Annotated in this window: 14 protein-coding genes; 7 read left to right on the top strand and 7 right to left on the bottom strand. The window is 58.6% G+C overall.

From position 1 onward, the window contains the following. Window positions 1-141: 141 nt before the first annotated feature. From trxB to BMZ01_RS11410, 5 genes are all read right to left on the bottom strand, one after another. Window positions 142-1,116 (bottom strand): thioredoxin-disulfide reductase, encoded by a 975-nt coding sequence (trxB, locus tag BMZ01_RS09110; RefSeq protein ID WP_092286652.1) that lies wholly within the window; start codon window positions 1,114-1,116, stop codon window positions 142-144. Window positions 1,117-1,217: 101 nt separating this feature from the next. Next, window positions 1,218-1,838 carry a sigma-70 family RNA polymerase sigma factor gene (locus BMZ01_RS09105; protein WP_092286650.1) on the bottom strand — a complete coding sequence of 207 codons (621 nt, stop codon included), beginning with the start codon at window positions 1,836-1,838 and terminating at the stop codon, window positions 1,218-1,220. 338 nt (window positions 1,839-2,176) lie between these two features. Next, window positions 2,177-5,932, bottom strand: a complete 3,756-nt coding sequence (locus tag BMZ01_RS09100) for a murein biosynthesis integral membrane protein MurJ (protein ID WP_092286648.1) — start codon at window positions 5,930-5,932, stop codon at window positions 2,177-2,179. A 243-nt stretch (window positions 5,933-6,175) separates the two neighbouring features. After that, window positions 6,176-8,917, bottom strand: a complete 2,742-nt coding sequence (locus tag BMZ01_RS09095) for a hypothetical protein (RefSeq protein WP_143067485.1) — start codon at window positions 8,915-8,917, stop codon at window positions 6,176-6,178. Window positions 8,918-8,923: 6 nt separating this feature from the next. Further along, a complete protein-coding gene (locus BMZ01_RS11410; protein ID WP_223845938.1) occupies window positions 8,924-10,144 on the bottom strand; it encodes an NUDIX hydrolase in 1,221 nt (406 codons plus the stop codon). Window positions 10,145-10,246: 102 nt separating this feature from the next. Here BMZ01_RS11410 and BMZ01_RS09085 point away from each other — a divergent pair, with 102 nt between their 5' ends. From BMZ01_RS09085 to BMZ01_RS09055, 7 genes are all read left to right on the top strand, one after another. Further along, window positions 10,247-11,782, top strand: a complete 1,536-nt coding sequence (locus BMZ01_RS09085) for a CCA tRNA nucleotidyltransferase (protein ID WP_092286644.1) — start codon at window positions 10,247-10,249, stop codon at window positions 11,780-11,782. A gap of 38 nt (window positions 11,783-11,820) precedes the next feature. Beyond that, the gene (locus BMZ01_RS09080; RefSeq protein ID WP_092286642.1) at window positions 11,821-12,525 is read left to right on the top strand and encodes a YqgE/AlgH family protein; all 705 of its coding nucleotides are present in this window, start codon (window positions 11,821-11,823) and stop codon (window positions 12,523-12,525) included. Between the two features lie 173 nt (window positions 12,526-12,698). Then, window positions 12,699-13,436, top strand: a complete 738-nt coding sequence (locus BMZ01_RS09075; protein ID WP_092286640.1) for an Ltp family lipoprotein — start codon at window positions 12,699-12,701, stop codon at window positions 13,434-13,436. Window positions 13,437-13,584: 148 nt separating this feature from the next. Further along, the gene (locus tag BMZ01_RS09070; protein ID WP_177180139.1) at window positions 13,585-14,328 is read left to right on the top strand and encodes an Ltp family lipoprotein; all 744 of its coding nucleotides are present in this window, start codon (window positions 13,585-13,587) and stop codon (window positions 14,326-14,328) included. 13 nt (window positions 14,329-14,341) lie between these two features. Beyond that, complete coding sequence (locus BMZ01_RS09065; protein WP_177180138.1) at window positions 14,342-15,022, top strand: Ltp family lipoprotein; 681 nt, start codon at window positions 14,342-14,344, stop codon at window positions 15,020-15,022. Window positions 15,023-15,202: 180 nt separating this feature from the next. Next, window positions 15,203-15,997 carry an AzlC family ABC transporter permease gene (locus tag BMZ01_RS09060; RefSeq protein WP_244887604.1) on the top strand — a complete coding sequence of 265 codons (795 nt, stop codon included), beginning with the start codon at window positions 15,203-15,205 and terminating at the stop codon, window positions 15,995-15,997. Beyond that, the gene (locus BMZ01_RS09055; protein WP_092286634.1) at window positions 15,994-16,368 is read left to right on the top strand and encodes a branched-chain amino acid transporter permease; all 375 of its coding nucleotides are present in this window, start codon (window positions 15,994-15,996) and stop codon (window positions 16,366-16,368) included. The genes BMZ01_RS09060 and BMZ01_RS09055 overlap by 4 nt, the downstream gene beginning before the upstream one ends. 26 nt (window positions 16,369-16,394) lie before the next feature. Here the strand turns inward: BMZ01_RS09055 and BMZ01_RS09050 are convergent, their stop codons facing one another. Continuing rightward, complete coding sequence (locus BMZ01_RS09050; RefSeq protein ID WP_092286632.1) at window positions 16,395-16,721, bottom strand: hypothetical protein; 327 nt, start codon at window positions 16,719-16,721, stop codon at window positions 16,395-16,397. A 193-nt stretch (window positions 16,722-16,914) separates the two neighbouring features. Continuing rightward, window positions 16,915-17,880, bottom strand: coding sequence for a bile acid:sodium symporter family protein (locus BMZ01_RS09045; protein ID WP_092286630.1), 966 nt, complete (start codon window positions 17,878-17,880; stop codon window positions 16,915-16,917). Between the last annotated feature and the right edge of the window lie 144 nt (window positions 17,881-18,024).

Below are 18,024 nucleotides of genomic sequence, written 5' to 3'. Positions count from 1 at the left end.
CTCCTACCGAAAACAAAACATATAAGTGCTAATGCATTTATAGTCCAGGTGTTGGCCGTGGCTCAATTAGCGCAGGCAGCCCGCAGCCGCTGAGCAAGGGTAAGCCCAGCTCAGCGTCGGTATGCCGCGGCAGATAATGACTTAGCTTACCTGGGCTGCCTGGTCCGCTAGATCAGCAATATAGTGCTGGGCATCCAGGGCCGCACGGCAACCGGAACCAGCGGCAGTAACGGCCTGCTGGTAGTGGTCATCAACCAGATCACCACAGGCAAAAACACCAGGCACATTGGTGCGGGTGGAAGGTTCAGCGACCTTCACATAACCACCGGGGCGAAGCTCCACCGCACCATCAAGGAAACCGGAACGCGGGTCATGGCCAACTGCCACGAACATGGCGGTGGCATCCAGTTCGCGGGTCTCCCCGGTCTGGGTATCGCGCAGAATCAGTCCGCCAACCTTATTGTCTTTTTCCACCACCTGGTCTACCACCGCATTGGTGATGATGTCGATCTTGGGGTCAGCCTTGGCGCGATCCACCATGATCGGGGAGGCGCGGAACTCATCGCGGCGGTGCACCAAGGACACCTTGGAGGCGAACTTGGTGAGGAAGGTGGCTTCCTCCATGGCGGAGTCACCGCCACCGATGACGGCAATATGTTGGTCGCGGAAGAAGAAACCATCGCAGGTGGCGCAATAGGACACACCGCGGCCAGCAAGTTCTTCTTCCCCAGGAACACCCAATACGCGCGGTGCGGCACCGGTGGCCAAGATGACGGCGCGGGCTTTGATCTCTTCGCCTTCTACGTGCAGGACTTTGACTCCCCCGCTGAAATCAACGGAGTCGACGAGCTGTTGGCGAAGGTCAGCGCCGAAGCGTTCGGCTTGGGCACGCATTTCTTCCATGAGCTCGGGGCCCATAATGCCTTCGCGGAAGCCGGGATAGTTTTCGACTTCGGTGGTGTTCATGAGCGAGCCGCCGTATTCCACGCCTTCGAAAACTACCGGGGCAAGGTCAGCACGCGCTGCATAAAGAGCAGCAGTGTAGCCAGCCGGGCCGGAGCCAATAATCACCAGGTCATAGATGGTTTCGGTGGTGGTGTTCGTCGTCTCAGTCATATCTACCGCGTTTCTAGTTTTTGCGCGCACAAGATTTTTGGGCGCAGCAGGTGAACAATCCCGCCCCATCTTACTGATCTCCCGCGGCAGGATCCGGGCAGCTAACGCGCATCCGCTAATTCCCTTTGCAGGTGCACCCGCGCTCGCGCCCGCCGGGATTTGATCGTGCCGGGGGCAACCCCCTGCAATTGCGCGGCGGTTGTAACGCTATGGCCAAGCAGATCCACCAACACCATCGCAGCTTGTTGTTTGATATCGAGTTTTTGGAGTGCATGTTTGAGTAATAGGTGCAGGTCAATATCGCGGCGTTGGGCATCCATGAGCAACGGGTTGGCATCGGCGCGGACATCCCCGGAATCAATAATCGGGGTTTCGCGCTGCGAACGGTGCCGTAGGAAATCAAAACCTTGATTAGCCACCAGCCGATACAGCCAGGTACCCAAGGCGGCTTCGCAACGGTATTGGTGCAAGCTCGTGGAGGCTTTAAAAAGGGCCTCTTGCACAATGTCGTGGGCATCATCCTCGTTATGCCCATAGCGCCTGGCCACCCACAGTAATTTTTGGTGATGTCGGCGCACGATCTCCCCGAAGGCCCGGCAATCCCCTGCGAGGTAGGCCTGCACTAAATCCACGTCGCTAAGGCGCCGATAGCCGCGTAGCCGCAACCCCGAAAGCCCTTGGTATTCCTTGGCCTTTGTTGGTGAACTATGCCCAAAAAGCATGGTTATTTTCCCCCTATGAGTTTTTATCCCCGATGAGGCACCTGAGCGCAGCGCGGTGAAGAACACTCATTCCCCCGCTTGAAAACACCCCAGGTGCGGCAGGCCTTCCCATGTGCAGACCTGCACTGATTTTTCCCCCACAGAGCAAGCAGCCGATCTCGGGGAAGCAAAAAACTTTTCCCTCTCCCCCGCGTTAGCGTGCCTGCGTGCTCCGCGATAGTGAAACCAAGGCTAGACAGCAGGAGCGCGGAGGGGAAGAGTTCTTTTCGCCACACCCCCTTTGGGGGCGGGATCTTCGCCTCCGCGCTAGCGCTAAATCACAAAGGTGTGAGTTTGGGTTAGGGCTTGGGTGCGGGATCGTTTCGAGCTGCTTCGGAAGCCTTGGCGGCGTCCTCGCTCGTCATGCCCACAACCGAGATATCTTTGATCTCGATGGGCTTGGTGGCCTCCGCGGTTCGGGTACCCTCCTTCGGGGTTGAAATAGTGCTCGCAGGCGTCGCCTCCGCGGTCGCTTCAGCGGTTGCCTCGGCTGCGGGAGTGAACTCCACGATCACCGCGCCGGCGATCGGCCCGCCCGCCTCAATATCCAAGGTGGTGCGTGAACTACTCAAGGTGGCTTCTGCCAACACCGGGAAGCTATCTACCCCACCTAAGGTGATGCCCTGCTGGGTTTCCGGACTATCAGCCAGCGGCAGGTCCTTCAGCGCCGTCGGCGGCACCGCGCGGACCGTGACCTGCGGGCCCTTGCCGGTGGAATTAATCACAATGTGGCGCACCTCCACGGGGTGCTGCAGCATCACCAGGTAGCGGCCATTGCTGGGCACGGTGGTATCGGCATCATCATCAACCAGCTGCGGGGTCAGGTGCCATTCATCGCGGGCGGGGGCATCATCATCGAGCATAAAAGCCAAGCCCAAGGGCTGGATGACCGGCAATTGGCGCGGCGCGGTGGTCACATGCGTGCCCTGTAAGGAATCGGTGTTGATGGGGGCTTCCTTGGAATCCCCGGACACCAAGCCCGCCAAGTAGGCGGTAAGGCCCGCCAACAAGGTGACCATCAAAATCACCATGGCGCCCATGGCCACCAAGGTGCGCGAGGAATAACCCTTGGAACCGAAACCGCGGCGCTCCTCCGGCACCGCCGGGGGCGCGGGATCAACCGAGATAGCCAAGCTCACCGAATCACTCGGGTGCGCCAACCCCACATCCTTCAAGTTGGTGGCCAGCTCCCCGGCACTAAGGATCTCAGGGGCTTCCTTTTCCTCCGCAGCGCTATCGCTGGTGGCTTGCCCGCTTTCCGCGGCAGCGGCCATGGCTACCGCATGGGCGGCTGATTTATGGGCCTCTTCACGTACCGCGCGGATGGGGTCCGGGGCGGAATCATCGATGAGCATATCCAGCACGCAGCTAATAGCGGTGAGATCTTGATCCGTGGAGGCCTGCGGGAGAACCCCCGGGAAAGCCAGGATGGCGGTGCCATTGGTATCAATCCGGATCCGCGATTTATTGTCCAACCCAAGCGGGGTGTGCGCCTCATGGTGCGCGGAATGCACCGCATCTGAGAGCGTGGACACCGCATAGGCGGCGGCATAGGGATCCACATCGCCATCTTCTACCACGGACTTCAGCGAAGACCCCGGCACCCAATCGGCCACCACAAGGCAACCGGAACGATAAGCCGAAACCTCAATGCCCGGCGCAATACCGGGGTGATTCAGCCGCGCCAATAAACGCGTGCGGCGAAGCACCTCTGCCGCGGCACTAGCAGCGCGCGCCGGGGAGATGGGGGCAAGCGGTGCGGTGCCGGTGGTATCGACGAAGACGAGGGCCACCATGCGGCCGGTGGATTGTTCCTTGGCTTGCCAAAAACGAGCACCCGGGACATTGCCGTGGCTGGCAATCAGGCGGAAACGCCCACCGGAGACCGGGGCGCCGGGTACTAGGCGTGGGCCGCGCACCACACCGGCGGACATGGGCGGGGGCACCGGGGAGGCATTGAAGGCATCGGCGGCCACGATTTGGGTGGAAACCTCGGCCTCGGTGGGGGTGCCGACCTCGATCTGCTTGGAGGTATCCGGGCGAATAAAACGACGCATACCGGGGATGCGCCGCAAGGCAGCACCCAGGTTGTGAACCTCCGGGAGCCCAGAGAAACTCAAGGTAATGCCGGTGCCGATGAGGAAGATAATGCCCACCACGGCGAGCTTGACCAGCACCCCGAAGCTACCGAAGTGCGCGAAAATAGTGTGGCCAACACTATCGAGCCCCCAGTCCGCCAACCAGGCTGCCACCAGGCCCACCAGGGAGGCACTTAAGGCCCAGCCGGTAGTCCAGGCCACCTCTTTGGTGCCCACATGCCCAAGTTTGCGGCGCAGCAGGAAACCACCAATCATGGCGCCGGCTAAGAAACCGAAACCATTAGCCGCACCCAGCAGGATCACCACTCGCGATGGGGAGGAAGCAATATGCGGGGCGGCATAGGAAAGCACCACCTTGGTGATGGTGATGCCACCAATAATGAAGGTGGGGGTCCAGGCTTCCTCACGCGCATAAAACACACGCAGGTGCAGCAACACCAGAGAATAAGGGATGAGGGTGAAGGCGGAGAACGCCAGCGTTAAACCGAGGCGTTCCGCGGAGATTTCATCAAAGCGCCCATAGGCGAAAAGAGCTTGGGCAATGGCGCGGCCCTCGCCGGTAAAGAACACCACAATGGGGATTAGCGCAATGAAGGTGAGTTTCGTGGCGAGCGTTAAATCGCGGACCACGCCTTTATCATCACCATCGGCCGCATTGCGAGAAAGTCGCGGCATAATAGCCGTCAATAAAGTCACGCCCACAATGCCATAGGGCACCTGTAATAACAGCCAATGCTGTTGATAAATAAAGGGTGCGCCCACATCCGAAGCTGAGGCAATACGGTTGGTAATAATATAACCGGCCTGCGAAATAGCCACATACACAACAATGGCTAAAGCCATGCCGCCGAAGGTTTTGAGGCGCTCATCCAAACCCCATAAGGGTCTTAAGTCTACTCCGGCGCGGCGCAGCGGGCGGATCATAATAAGCGCCTGTACCACCACACCCGCGGTGGTACCTAAGCCCAGCAGCAGCACGTGCGGGTCTGTTACGGCACTGGGCGCAGAGGGGTTCAAACTCCCCGGCACAATCCAGTACAGGCCTAAAACTGCCAGCGTAACGATATTATTGGCAACCGGTGCCCAGGCCCCTGGTTTGAATATGCCCTTGGTGTTCAGCACCGCCATAAAGAGCGCGAAGATGCCATAGAAGAAGATCTGCGGCAAGAGCAGGTAGGCGAAGCTCCCGGATTGGATGATATTGACTTGGCCATCCGCACCCAGGGATAAGGTGGTTAAGAATCTGGCGCCTAAAATTGCAACAACTGTCACCACAATAAGTAGCGACATGGAAAGTGTAAATAGTCGGCGAATAAATGCCGCACCTTTATCGGGGTCTTCTTTTTCAGCGCGGACTAACACCGGCACCACTAAAGAAGTCAACACCGCACCCAAAACAATTTCGGTAATGAGATTGGGAAGAGTATTGGCGGTATTAAATGCCGATGCCACCGGGGTGCCTAATGTGGCACCTAAGGCAACTGTTCTTAAAAACCCGGTAATGCGGGAAAATAAGGTGGCAATGGCCATGGATCCGGTGGAGCGCACCACATCGCTATCGCTGGCCTTCTCGACATCGGCGGGAGCGCGCTTCTCGAGATCGGCATTCCTCTCCTTGGTGGCCACGGCTGAACGACTAAAGGAGTCACGGTGGGCATCACCTAAACGCGCTGCTTGCGAGCTGCTAGCTTTAAGCCGTTGCGAGGTTTCCAAAGAAGCGTCCCGGCCAGTGGTTGTGTCCGCAACGCTGTGGGTATGAGAGCCCGCCTGGTTGCTTGCTGTGCTTGCTGCCGTGCTTCCTGCTGCACTGCTTGGTGCGCGGCGCAGCTGTGAACGATCCACCTCATCGGGGCTGGCAGGTTCGGCAGCCGCCGTGCTTTTAGCCCGCGGTTCAGGAACCGGGGCTGGTGGTGAAGGTGGCACAATGCGTGAGCGTTGCCCAGCGCTAGGCGGCATCTGCCCGCTAGGTGGCGTGATGTCGCCGTGCGGCGCAGCACCATGGTGTTGCGTAGCACCGTGGTGCTGAGCAGGCTCAGGTTTTGGTTCACCAGTATGTGGGGAGTTCACAGTGAATCACTTTCCGGGAATCTCCAGCGGGGAGAGTGCGCTCTAGCTTTGCCGGAGATTACTTTGTGGTTATCAACTTTGGTGGCAGGGCCCAAAAAGAACCCATTAGTGAAGCTTTATGAAGAAATCTAGCTAACGAGGCGGCATCTTACCGCCTGAATGCGGCGGAATCGCACTAGGACGCTTTAAACGCGCGCGCCCCACCCGGAACAAGAGCAACAAAATCAACACCGTGAGCGTAGCCACCACAATCCCGCGGGTAGCAATCGCACCACTTCGGGTATTCACCCGCACATCCACAGACTCCGAAATCCGGGCGCCTTCTGGGGTACTGAGCCACATGCGCACATCAATCAGCTCATTTTCCGGCAGATCAGCCGTCATCTGCACCGTAATGGAGCCGCGTGCGGGGATGCGCAGGCCCTGTGGGGCTTGAATGCGAGCAGAATCCGCGTTGGCCTCTGCCCCACTCCACCCGATATTCACCACTACCGGCAAGGGCAGGCCATTAGCTGCTACCGCTAAAAGCGGTGAGGCATTAGAAGCACGGGTATACACCCCGCCTGGGGGAATCAAAGCCACCGAGCCGCGCAGGGATTGCAAAATATCGCGGTTGCCATTCAGCCGCGCATCTACTTCATCAATCAGCTGATCATGGCGGGCCACTGCCCGGCGCGGGGATACCGCTAAGGAGCTAAGCAGTTCGCGGCGCAGCGGGGCGGTGAAATCATAGGGGGTCAGTGCAATGGCGGTGTCGCGCACCATCACCTGGGTGAGGTCATCGGTGTAATTAGCTTGTTGGGCTACCCGCAGCCTTTCGGTATCACTACTGGCACTGGGGTCTGGGTAGGGCGAACCAAAAGCCGGGTCCGCCTGCGCACCCGCGGTGCTGTGGTGTGCAAGCGCTGCCTGCTCATGCGGGTCAGCGGCCAGGTAATCTGCCAGCGCAATGGGGCTTGCTTGGTGCTGGGCGAATAACCCCGTGGTGGTGTCCAGCAGGCTGCGGGCGGTATCCGCGCTTAACAGTACCGGGGGCACGGCTAAAAGCGGCGGGGGCGTGGGCTGGCTACTCGCGCGTGGGGCGGGTGCCGTTGGCTGAGCTTGTTCTTGCACAGCTAAGCGGAGCGCGGCGCTTGCCACCAGATCTCGGGAAGCAGCAGAATCTAGGCGGTAGTCATAGCGGGAATCCGGGTTGGAATAGCCCACTGTTTCTGGGTGCGGGCCGGTAGCAGCCAGGGTGGCGGCCAGGGAATCCTGGTAGGTGACCGCCTGAATACCCTCGCTGAGCTGCGCGAACCTGCCGGCCTGCGGGGCGGACCACACCGTATTATTAGCCACCAGCGCGCTAACGGGGTGCTCGGTGGGCTGCGGTGGCGTTTCGCTGCCTTGGGCGGCGGGAAGTTTGGTGTCCTCCAGGTTGCTCTTCTGCTCAGCCGGCTGCGCGCCCTTCGCGGGCTGCGTGAGCGAATGTGCCTGCGCGGTGGCCCAGGCATCGCTTAAGCCCGCGCGCCCCGCGCTCAAAAGCGCTGGGTCTTGCTGATAGTAGGTATCCGCCCACCCCAACCAGGGCGCTGTTTGGGGGCTGATATAGCCCGAACCGGGCAGCACAATATTGCGGCTCGGCTCGCGGCCAGTGACCCTAGTGATCACCGCCGGACCGCGCTGCAGGGCCTCGCGCATCAACCAACTATTGGCGGTGGTGCGCACCGCGTTGAGGTCCGCATTGCCCCACGGCAAAGCAAAAACGCAGGTCTCCGGGTCGCTGAGGATGCGCTGGATATCCTCGATCCAGGTGGTGGCATCCGCCACGCCGCGGCCCGGCGCGCCGGGAATGATGTCTTTGTTTTTGCCCCAGCTATCGCGCAGGCGCTGGCCCTGTTTGGCGAGTTTCGCGCGCTCCCCGCCCACGTTATAGCCATGGGACATGCGATCCACGGCCTCTAACAGCGCGGGGTCGATGGCTAAACAACTGCCGTGTTTAAGCTGCGCGCCGTGCTCGGAGGTGGTGGCCTGATCCCATTGGTCCAGCAGGCGACGCAGACGCCCCCCGGGGGCGAGTTCCTCAGCGAGTTTTTCGCTTTCTAAAAGCAGCGGCGGATATTCCGGGGCTTCCCCGGTTTCCCCGGGCACAATATCTACCTCCGCGGCGAGCGGGTAGATCAACCCCACAGGCACGGTCGGGGTGGCTGGCGCGGGCTCAGGCGGGGTGGCCTGATCCTCCTCCGCGGCTCCCTCCGAGGCACTCTCCGAACCCTCCGAGCGCACCTCCTTCGTGGCGTCCAATAAGAAACGCTCGGTCGCGAAATTCCCCGGCTCCTGCCCCACCGGGTGCGCCTGCGCAGTCAACAACACCGGGTACACCCCCGGCCCCGGCAAGGCCAACCCACCAGGGGCGGCATCGGTAGCAATATCCAACACCACACGCCGCTTTTCATCTGGCGCCAAATCCCGCGAGATCACCACCGGCGCACCATAGTAGGGGTAGTCATTGGCATTCCTTGCCAACTTCAGGCGCGCTTCTGCCACGCTCCCCACCGCCTCGGTGCGACGCGATTGCACCACAATATCGGTGAGCCGCTTCGCGGTGGTGTTATGCAACTCCACCTCAATACGCAGGCGATCCCCTGGCACCATCGGCGTTGGCGAGCTGACACTCATCACATCAATCGCCAGCGGCGCATCCTTTTCCCCCGGGCGGGTCGCGCTGTGCACCCACTGCTCGCTCACCGCGGGGTCCTGCACCGACATCGGCACCGGCGCAGCCCCAGCCATAGGGGCCAGCTGGGTTGCCGGAATCTGCATCAGCGCAGCACAAAGCCCGGTGCCAAGCAGCACCGCAGGTAGGCGCAGCAGGTTGTAGGAGTTAGTGGGCACGGGCACTCACCGCGGCGTGGATCTTCCCGCCGCCTTTTCTTGGCGGGCGAATTCCGGTAATTGATCATGTGCAATGCGCGCTAATTTCCGCTCATCGGCGTAGGCCAAATGCTCCACCAACGTATTCACCGGCACCCAATCCACCTCGGTGACCTCTGGATCCTCATCATTTAGATCGCCATCGACAAAGCGCAATAAATGGTGGTGCACCGTTTTATGGATCCGTGTGCCCTCAGAGACAAACCAATAATCAATCACCCCGAGCTCGGCAAAAACCTCACCGTGAATCCCGGTTTCCTCCCACACCTCACGCTCCGCGGTGGCACGCTGATCCTCATTCGGTTCCACGTGGCCCTTCGGCATAGACCACAGCAAGCGCCCGCGACGATCCAGCCGCCCAATCAGCGCCACATAAATCTTCGACAAATCCACCGATCCATCGCCACGAACCGCCTCCGCGAGCCCGGAGACCACCAACCCACCGGCAGAAGTCTCATCGCGAGTGGGCATGCGACTGCCATGCGGGCGTGAGGTCTTCGGGTACGGCTTGGGTTTTGGTTTGGGTGACGCTTGGTTTCGGCTGCTTATCGAGCGCCGCTGGTTGCGGTCTTTCACCCCACGCTTTGGGCCGCGCTTTGGGTTGCGCTGGACACCCGCGTGGTTCTGTCGGGCGCGAGTCCGCGAACTATGATCACGGTTCTTTTCTGGCGCCTCCTCTACCCCAGCTGCACTAAATTGCGGTTGCGGACGTGGTTTCGGGCGTGCCTGCGGACGTGGCTTGGGTTTGGGTTTCGCCGCTTCTTGGGTGTGGCTTGCCACCATTGCATCACGGACTACCGCCGATAGTTCAGCGGTCGCCTGATTCTTGGTGGGTGCTTGAGCTGCCCGCGTGGTCGCCTCCGCTAGCGCATTATCGTGGGGCTTATTTTGCTTATTCGTGTTATTGGGGCGGCGATTGTTCCGCCTCCGACCACGCCCACGCTTGCGGCGCTTCGGCTGCTCAGCCTGCGGGTGCTGAGCTTGAGGGTTTTTACCCTTCTCTGGTGCCTTGGTGTTCTCCGCAGGGGCCGTATCTTTGGCACCCGGTGCTTGCGTTTTTGTGAGCTTTTGATCTTGGGTGCGACGACGCGAACGACGCCGACGATTGCGGCGGGTGGCATGCCCGCTGCGACCGCCCTCGCGGTTCTGCTGGCCGCCTTCGCGACCAGCCTGCGTCTCATTGCTCATTCTGCGATCGTATCCGATGAACCGCCATGGAGACATCTCTCCACCCACGTGTGGCGATAAACACCCGCGCTGTATAAGGATTGCGGCTGCGGTGGCTAAGGCATGAGTCTTTGCGTTCACCCAGGTACACTCAGCCGGGTGAACCCGCAGGAAAAAGAATGCAGTACCCCCACGAGGCCTTCCGCTCACTCACCGGAGGCGGTCGGTGCCTTAGTCACCCTCGATCGCGCCCTGCGGGAAGCCGAAGACCTTCTTTATTCCTTAGCGCGCGCCTACCAGGAACGCGGGGAATCCCTCTACCTCGTCGGCGGCTCAGTACGCGACGCCATGCTTGGGCGCCTCGGCCATGACCTGGACTTCACGACCTCCGCCCGCCCGGAGATCAGCCAGGAGATCCTGGAATCGCTGACGAACTCTGTGTGGGATACCGGCATTGAATTCGGCACTATTTCCGCGGAGATCCAAGGCCAGCAGGTAGAGATCACCACCTTCCGCTCCGATACTTATGATGGCGTGAGCCGCAACCCCGAGGTGCGTTTTGGCAAAACCTTGGAAGAAGATTTGGTGCGCCGTGACTTCAAGGTCAACGCCATGGCCATGGAATTAGCTTGTGACCTGGAAAAAGAAACTCTGCTAGGCACCTTCCATGATCCGATGTCGGGGCTACGAGATCTAGCAGCCGGGCTGCTAGATACCCCGGCTGCACCGGAGCAATCCTTTGATGATGACCCACTGCGGATGCTGCGGGCAGCCCGGTTTGTTTCCCAGCTGGGTTTTCAGCTGCACCCGCGGGTGGAAAAAGCCATGAAGGATATGGCCTCCCAGATTCAGCGGATCACGGTGGAACGCATCCAAGTTGAGCTGGATAAATTAATGCTCGGGAAGATGCCGTGGGTGGGCATCGATATTTTGGTAGATACCGGGCTGGCGGATTATGTGCTCCCGGAACTACCTGCCATGCGTTTAGCCCAGGATGAACACCGCCAACATAAGGATGTGTACGCGCACTCCCTGCAGGTGCTGCGGCAGGCCATTGAACGTGAAGGTGAAGATGGCCCTGATTTAATCTTGCGTTGGGCTGCACTGCTTCATGACTGCGGTAAGCCTGATACCAGGGCATTTGGCCCTAAAGGCCAGGTAACTTTCCATCACCATGAGGTGGTGGGGGCAAAGCTGGTGCGCAAACGCCTGCGGGCCTTGAAGTACCCCAAGCACACCATCCGCGATATTTCACAGCTGGTGTATTTACATATGCGCTTCCATGGGTTTGGGGAAGGCCAATGGACGGATTCCGCGGTACGTCGCTATGTCAATGATGCCGGTGAGTTACTGCCACGTTTGCACCGCTTAGTGCGGGCGGATTGCACCACCCGGAATCAACGTAAAGCACAGCGCCTGCAACGCACCTATGATCATTTAGAAGAACGCATTGCCGAGATCGCCGCTAAGGAAGACCTCGCCCGGGTGCGTCCCGACCTAGATGGTAATGAGATTATGCAGATCCTTGGCCTGAAACCCGGCCCGGAAGTGGGTAAGGCCTGGGCCTTTATGAAGGAGCTACGCTTAGAACGTGGCCCCTTAGAAAAGGAAGAAGCCATCCAGGCGCTACGCCAGTGGTGGGAGCAACAACAGGCATAAAGTCTTAGCAGCGCAGAACAACATGGCAGGGAGTACTCATGAGTGATCACAACAGCGCAGAGGCTGGTCGCCGCGCACCCCAACCCTTCTTCGCCAACCTGCGGAACATGGTGGAAACCCATAATGAGTTAGGGTTCAACGCGCTTCCTGAGGAACTCATGGAGGTTCCCGCCGAACCCGGATCACTGATTCTTTCCTCCCCACTGCCGAGGGATTGGTCTGTGATGTTGCCGCGTGCGGTGGCATTAATCCTTGAACCTGGAACGCAAGACCACGGCCCAAAAAGCTTGCTCTTGCAGCGCTTTAGTGAAGAATCCGCCTTAGAGTATGTGCCGCAATATGAAAAGGTGCTAAGCAAGCCGAAGGCTGTGTTTAAGGGTGGGGATAAACAAGATGGCCAGCTGCGCGCCATTGCTCGAACCACCGCCGATAGCGATGTGGATACGCTTCCTGGCTGCACTCGCCTAGCCAACCGCTTGGCCTTAGTTGATGTGCACCGCGATGAAGATGAGGTGTTGCCCTTCATCGAAGAAATGCGGGTTTTTAGCGGCTATATGCAATGGGCCCCAGGGGTCTTAGAAGAAGGCGTGGCCGCTGGTGAATTCTTCCTTGCCCCGGCACTCCCCCAAGATATTTTCCGGCCCATCTACTTTGATTTATGGGCAGAAGTGATGCGCCGTCAGGGTGTTACTTTCGCTACGTTTTCTACCTTCCCGGCGGATATCAAGGTGTATGACAATTAGCTTTGATGTTTCACGTGAAACATTGAGCCATGCACAGTAGTTTGGGTGGGGAGAATAATGTTCCCCGCCCTTCGCGCTTCCGCACTCCCCTTGTGATTCATTTTCCTATTCCTGCGCATATCTGGGGTGGGAGAAATTTTTAGGGATCTTCCAAGGAGGTGCACCGCGGCCCTATGTCTAAGCGCAGTGACTATGAGCGCATGTGGCAAGAACTGCTATCGCAACGTGGGGTCACCCGGGACCGAACGGGCCAAACCAGGCGCCAGGAACCGCAGCCCCACAAAGACCGCGCCATGTGGGTTATTGCGGGAGGCCTGGTGGTGTACCTGCTACTTAGAGGCGCATATGGCCAGCTAGGTGGCTTGGAACTGCACAATCCCTTTGAGCTAAAGGCCGTGGATAAGCCTGAGGAGATAGAGGCTCCGCTTCTTCATGAGGACACTCCGGAGGATCTGGAACTTGCCAAGGTGCTAGTTGAAGAACGGTTGGAACAGCACCCCTGGTCGAGAAAATCTTTGATGGATACCATGTGCCGCTTGCCGGGAACCGCGGTTTTAACCTGCGATGAGGTGGATGCAGCCTTAGAGCTTATGGATGTGGATTGGGATGAGAATGCCTTAAAGAGCGCGCAGCGCGACGTCGAATTCCAATACTTATCCAAGAGCGTGCTGTATGAACAGCTCACGCACCCCTATGGTGCGGCGTTTACCCCAGAGCAAGCGGATTATGCCATGAAGCACTTCTATGTGGATTGGCGCCAGATTGCCTTAAAGGCGGCTAAGCAACGACGCGAAGAAGCAGACCTTACCGATGAAGAGTTATTTGATTATCTCAGTGACCCGCACCTGGGTGGCTTCACCGAGGAGGACGCACGCTGGGCCTTGGAGCAGTTGAATAGCCCGTGGTCCTAGGTTTCACGTGAAACATTGGATCTGTGTCAGTATTTTGGGAAGATGAAGCATATTCCCTGGCTAAGCGCTTTTCTATCCCACGCTTTGCTTTTAGTGCGCACCGCCTAGGGCACAAGCATCGCGGGATCCAAGGAGGCGCCTTATGCAGATGCAAACCCCATATGACTATGAGTCAGCCTGGTGTAATCAAACGCCTTCGACTGACCCACATATAGCTTCGCGACAGAAACGCGAGCGAGACCCGGAACACCGGAAGAACACACTCATCCGCGGCATTCTGGTGGTCATAGGGATTTTCCTGCTCCTTAGAGGTGCCTATGGGTACCTCGGTCCCGATGCTTTCCGGCTGTTTTCTCAGTTAACGGTCGGGGGTACCTCATCCCAAGCCGATGAGGAACCCGTTGAAGTTGATACCTCCTTTATTGATGACCTACCCAAACTGCTGATGCAAGACAATCTCAGCAGGCATCCCTTCTCTGAGCAGCGGCTACTTGAGATCATGTGTAATCCCTCCCAAAGCTTTGACTGTGAGGAAGTTAAAGCCATGTTGGCGGAGATGGATGTGGATTGGAATGAGAATGCCTTGAAGTCCGCAGAGCTGACCCTGGAACGCCAGCCGCTATCTCAAGCACGGCTATATGCCTTGTTGGTTGACTCGGCGGCTCATGGATTCACGGAAGAGCAGGCGCAGTACGCGGTGGAGCATGTGCAGGCTGATTGGTTTGAGAATGCGCTCAGGGCAGCGAAGCAACTGCAGGAAAAAGAGGAGCTTAGCGACGAGGAGTTATTCCGCAGACTGACGGATCCGGAATCCTATGCCTTTAGTGAGGAAGAAGCACAGTGGGCGTTAGAGCAATTGAGGAACCCAGAACCTGAACGTTTGGATGCCTAGGGGGTGGCGCGATATGAAGGTACCGAGCAGTTACGATCCTCAGCGACGCCGACGCTCGAAGAAGGAGCCGCTTAGCACTCGCCAGCGCGCGATGGCGGTGATTGTCTTTGTTGTGGTGGTGTTCTTATGCATGAGGCAGGTCTATGCAGTGCTGGGGCCACAGGAATTCCGCCGTATTTTTGGGTTGAGGCAAGACAGCAGTGTGAGTGAATTGGAGAAGCTGCACGACCCCAAGATATCTACGGAGCGGGCGCAGCGCATGCTGGAGCACCACCTGCAATCCAAGTACTGGTCTAAGAAGCAGCTTCGCGATCAGATGTGCGTGTACCGCGATGGGAATCGTTTTGATTGTAAAGATGTGGACCTAGCCTTAAACAACACTGAGGTGGATTGGAAGGAACATGCCCTCTACTCCGCCGAGCAATACCTGGCCCATCGGCCACTATCTAAAGCACGGCTCTATGAGGAACTCATCTCTGAGGTAGGTGGCGGCTTCACCGCGGAGGAAGGTGCCTACGCGGTGGAGAATGTGGATGCGGATTGGAAGCAGAATGCCTTGGAAGCTGCGAAGGAGATCCGCCAAGAATCATCCTTTTCTGATGAGGCGATGATTAAACGCCTGACGAATCCTGACCTGGAGGCCTTCACCGAAGAAGAAGCGCGTTGGGCGCTCGCTAATCTGGGTAAGTCTTAAATCACCGTCGTCTAGCTCAGCCCTGTGCCGTGGGCCCAAGGGAGGGCAGCACCCCGGGTACCCGAGCTCTAGGAGAGCAATGTTTCACGTGAAACCACCCGTGGTGGGGCGGCTGCGTGGTGGGGAGGGGGTGGGGCTTAGACTAGATCGGAAAAAATTTTTTGGCGGATTGTGGAGGATGTGGTGACGGCGGAGGTTGGTGCGACGCGTGCTGAGGAGATTCGCGCCGGGATTAGGGAATCCTGGGCGGTTGGTTTGGGGTTGATTCCGCTGGGGCTGGCGTTTGGTGTGCTGATGACGCAGTCCGGGTTTGCGTGGTGGTGGACTCCGATTTTCTCGCTGATGATTTTTGCGGGGAGCATGGAGTTTTTAGCGATTGGTCTGGTCACCGCTGGTGTGGGGCCCTTAAGTGCGGCGCTGACGACCTTTTTGGTGAATTTTCGGCATGTGTTTTATGGGCTGACTTTTCCGCGTTCGCAGATTAAGTCGAAACTGGGCCGGGTGTATTCGACCTATGGGCTGATTGATGAGGCCTATGCGATTGTGTCGGCGCGGCCGCCGGGGAAGATTAGTGGGACGCGGCTGCTGACCATTCAGATTCTGTGTCAATCCTTGTGGGTGATTCCGGGGATTGTGGGTGCGCTGTTGGGGGAAAATTTTTTGCAGGGTCTGCGTGGTGCGGAGTTTGCGTTGACGGCACTTTTTATTGTGCTGGCGTGGGAGTCGTTTAGGACGAACCCGGATTGGTCTTTGCCTTTGATGGCGATTGCGCTTTCGGTGCTCAGCGCGTGGGTGTTGCCGAAGCAAATGATGGTGGCCGGGCTGACGCTCTATGTGGGCTTTTTGTTGCTGCGTTATTGGATGCCGCGGGTGGATCGTGCCTTTGAGTGGCGTGGGAAGAAGCACGGTGCGCGTGGAGCGTTGGGCGAAACCGTGGTGGAATACCCCAATGCTGATGAGGGTGAGCGCAAGTGAATCAGCTGGTGTGTGCCGCTGGGGCCTATGGGTTGCCAGACGGTGTGAGTTTAGGCGGGGTGCTAGCGGTGTTGATTCCGGCAGCCGTGGTGACGATGGTGCTTCGGCAACTGCCCTTTTCGGCGTTGGCGTTACTAAAGAACAGTGGTTTTGTGAAGCTTCTGGGCTACACCATGCCGGTGGGGGTGATGACGGTGCTGGCGGTGTATACCTTGCACACCGAGGTGGTGCTGCAGGGGCAGTCGATTATTGCCAGCCTGGTGGGGGTTGGGGTGACGGTGTTGCTTCATGCGCTGCGCCGGGATGCGGCATTAAGCATTATTGGCGGGACGGTTGCCTATATGTTGATGCTGAATGTGGGTGGGTTTTAGAGCGTGCGGTCTTAGACCGCTTGGTGTTAGAGGGCCTGGTCCTTGTGCTCGGGGAAGAGTACGCGGGCTTCTTGCCATAGTGCTTCGAACTCCTCGGCGCTGAGGTCGGTGGCGAGGACATCCTCGAACTCGGCGTAGGCATTAGGATGCGGCACGGTGTCTTTGGGGACATCGATGATTCCCTGGCGACTCCCCTGCTGGCAATCAACCAGACCACTAATGGCGTCTTCTTGGCCGATCTGGATCATTCGTAACGGGCGGCAGGCTTGGGTGTTGAGTTCAGCGAGTTCGGCGATATGGCTAAGCGTAATGCCGGGGATTTTTAGGTCAACGCGGACGTAGAGATGTTTCACGTGAAACATTCTCTCAGATGCTGCGGGTGTGTGGGTGCGACGGTGTCGCTTGTGTGGGTGTGTTGGGCCTTGTGTGTTGGGGGCACGCTGGGCTGCGTCGGCGGTGTGCTGGGCTGTGGTGCAGACAAGCTTAAAGCCCGGAGCTGTTGCCCCGGGCTATGTGCGCGTCTGCTATTCGAGTTGCTCTGCGGCCTTAGTGCTTGGCGGCTTTTTCTTTGGCATAGCGGGCAGCTAGCCAGGAGCACATCATCAGTTGGATCTGGTGGAAGATCATCAAGGGCAAAATGAGCAAGCCCAGGCTCGCACCACCGAAGATAACCGAGGCCATCGGTAGGCCGGTAGCCAGAGACTTCTTGGTGCCGCAGAACTCGATGGCGATGACATCTTTTTCGGGGAATCCCAGCTTTTGAGGTACGAAGCGGGTCAGCCACAGCATGAAGGTCACCAGCACCACTGCGAGGACGCAGAGCGCAATGATCTGTAGGGCGGATACCGAGGACCAGATGCCGGCAACCACACCGGAGGAGAAGGCGGAATAGACCACCATGGCAATGGAGCCGCGGTCCACGAGCTTGGTTCCTTTATTCGCAGCGACCTTGCCCACCCAGCGGCGCAGTAGCTGCCCGAGGATGAAGGGGGCGAGGAGTTGGAGGGCGATATCGAGGAAGACTTGGCCATCCACATGGACACCGGATCCGGTGGACATGAGTGCCATGACTAATAGCGGGGTGAGGAAAACACCTGCGAGGTTTGATGCCGAGGCCGCCACGATGGCGCCGGCGACATTGCCGCGGGCGATACTGGTGAAAGCCACCGAGCTTTGAACTGTGGAGGGAACCAGGGTGAGGTAAAGAATGCCCAGGTAGAGCTCGTGGCCGAGGATGCTATCAAGGGGTTTGAGCCCGAGTCCGATAATCGGGAAGACCACGAAGGTGAAGACCAAAATGATGAGGTGGAGCTTCCAATTTTTTAAACCTGCCAGAGCCTCTTGAGTGGATAGGCGTGCGCCATAGAGGAAGAAAAGGATGGCGATGGCGATGCTGGTGGCGATGGAAAACCATTCGGCGAATGCGCCGCGCGCGGGGAAGATGATCGCCAAGATGACCGCGCAGATAATAAGGACAATCAGAATATCGACTTTGGGCAACCGCTTGAGCATGCCCCTTAGTCTAAAGGTCGGGTGAGCTGTGGCGGAGCTCTCCCCTATTGCCGCCATGCGATTGGGGCTGGTTTGGTGTGTGGGTTAGAGAATGAAGAACTCCATTGCCCGGCGACGCCTAAGCGAGCGTGTGCGGGCAATGGA

It is taken from the genome of Corynebacterium spheniscorum (assembly GCF_900113445.1).
Taxonomy (GTDB): Bacteria; Actinomycetota; Actinomycetes; order Mycobacteriales; family Mycobacteriaceae; genus Corynebacterium; species Corynebacterium spheniscorum.
This window is presented reverse-complemented; position numbering and strand designations above follow the sequence as displayed.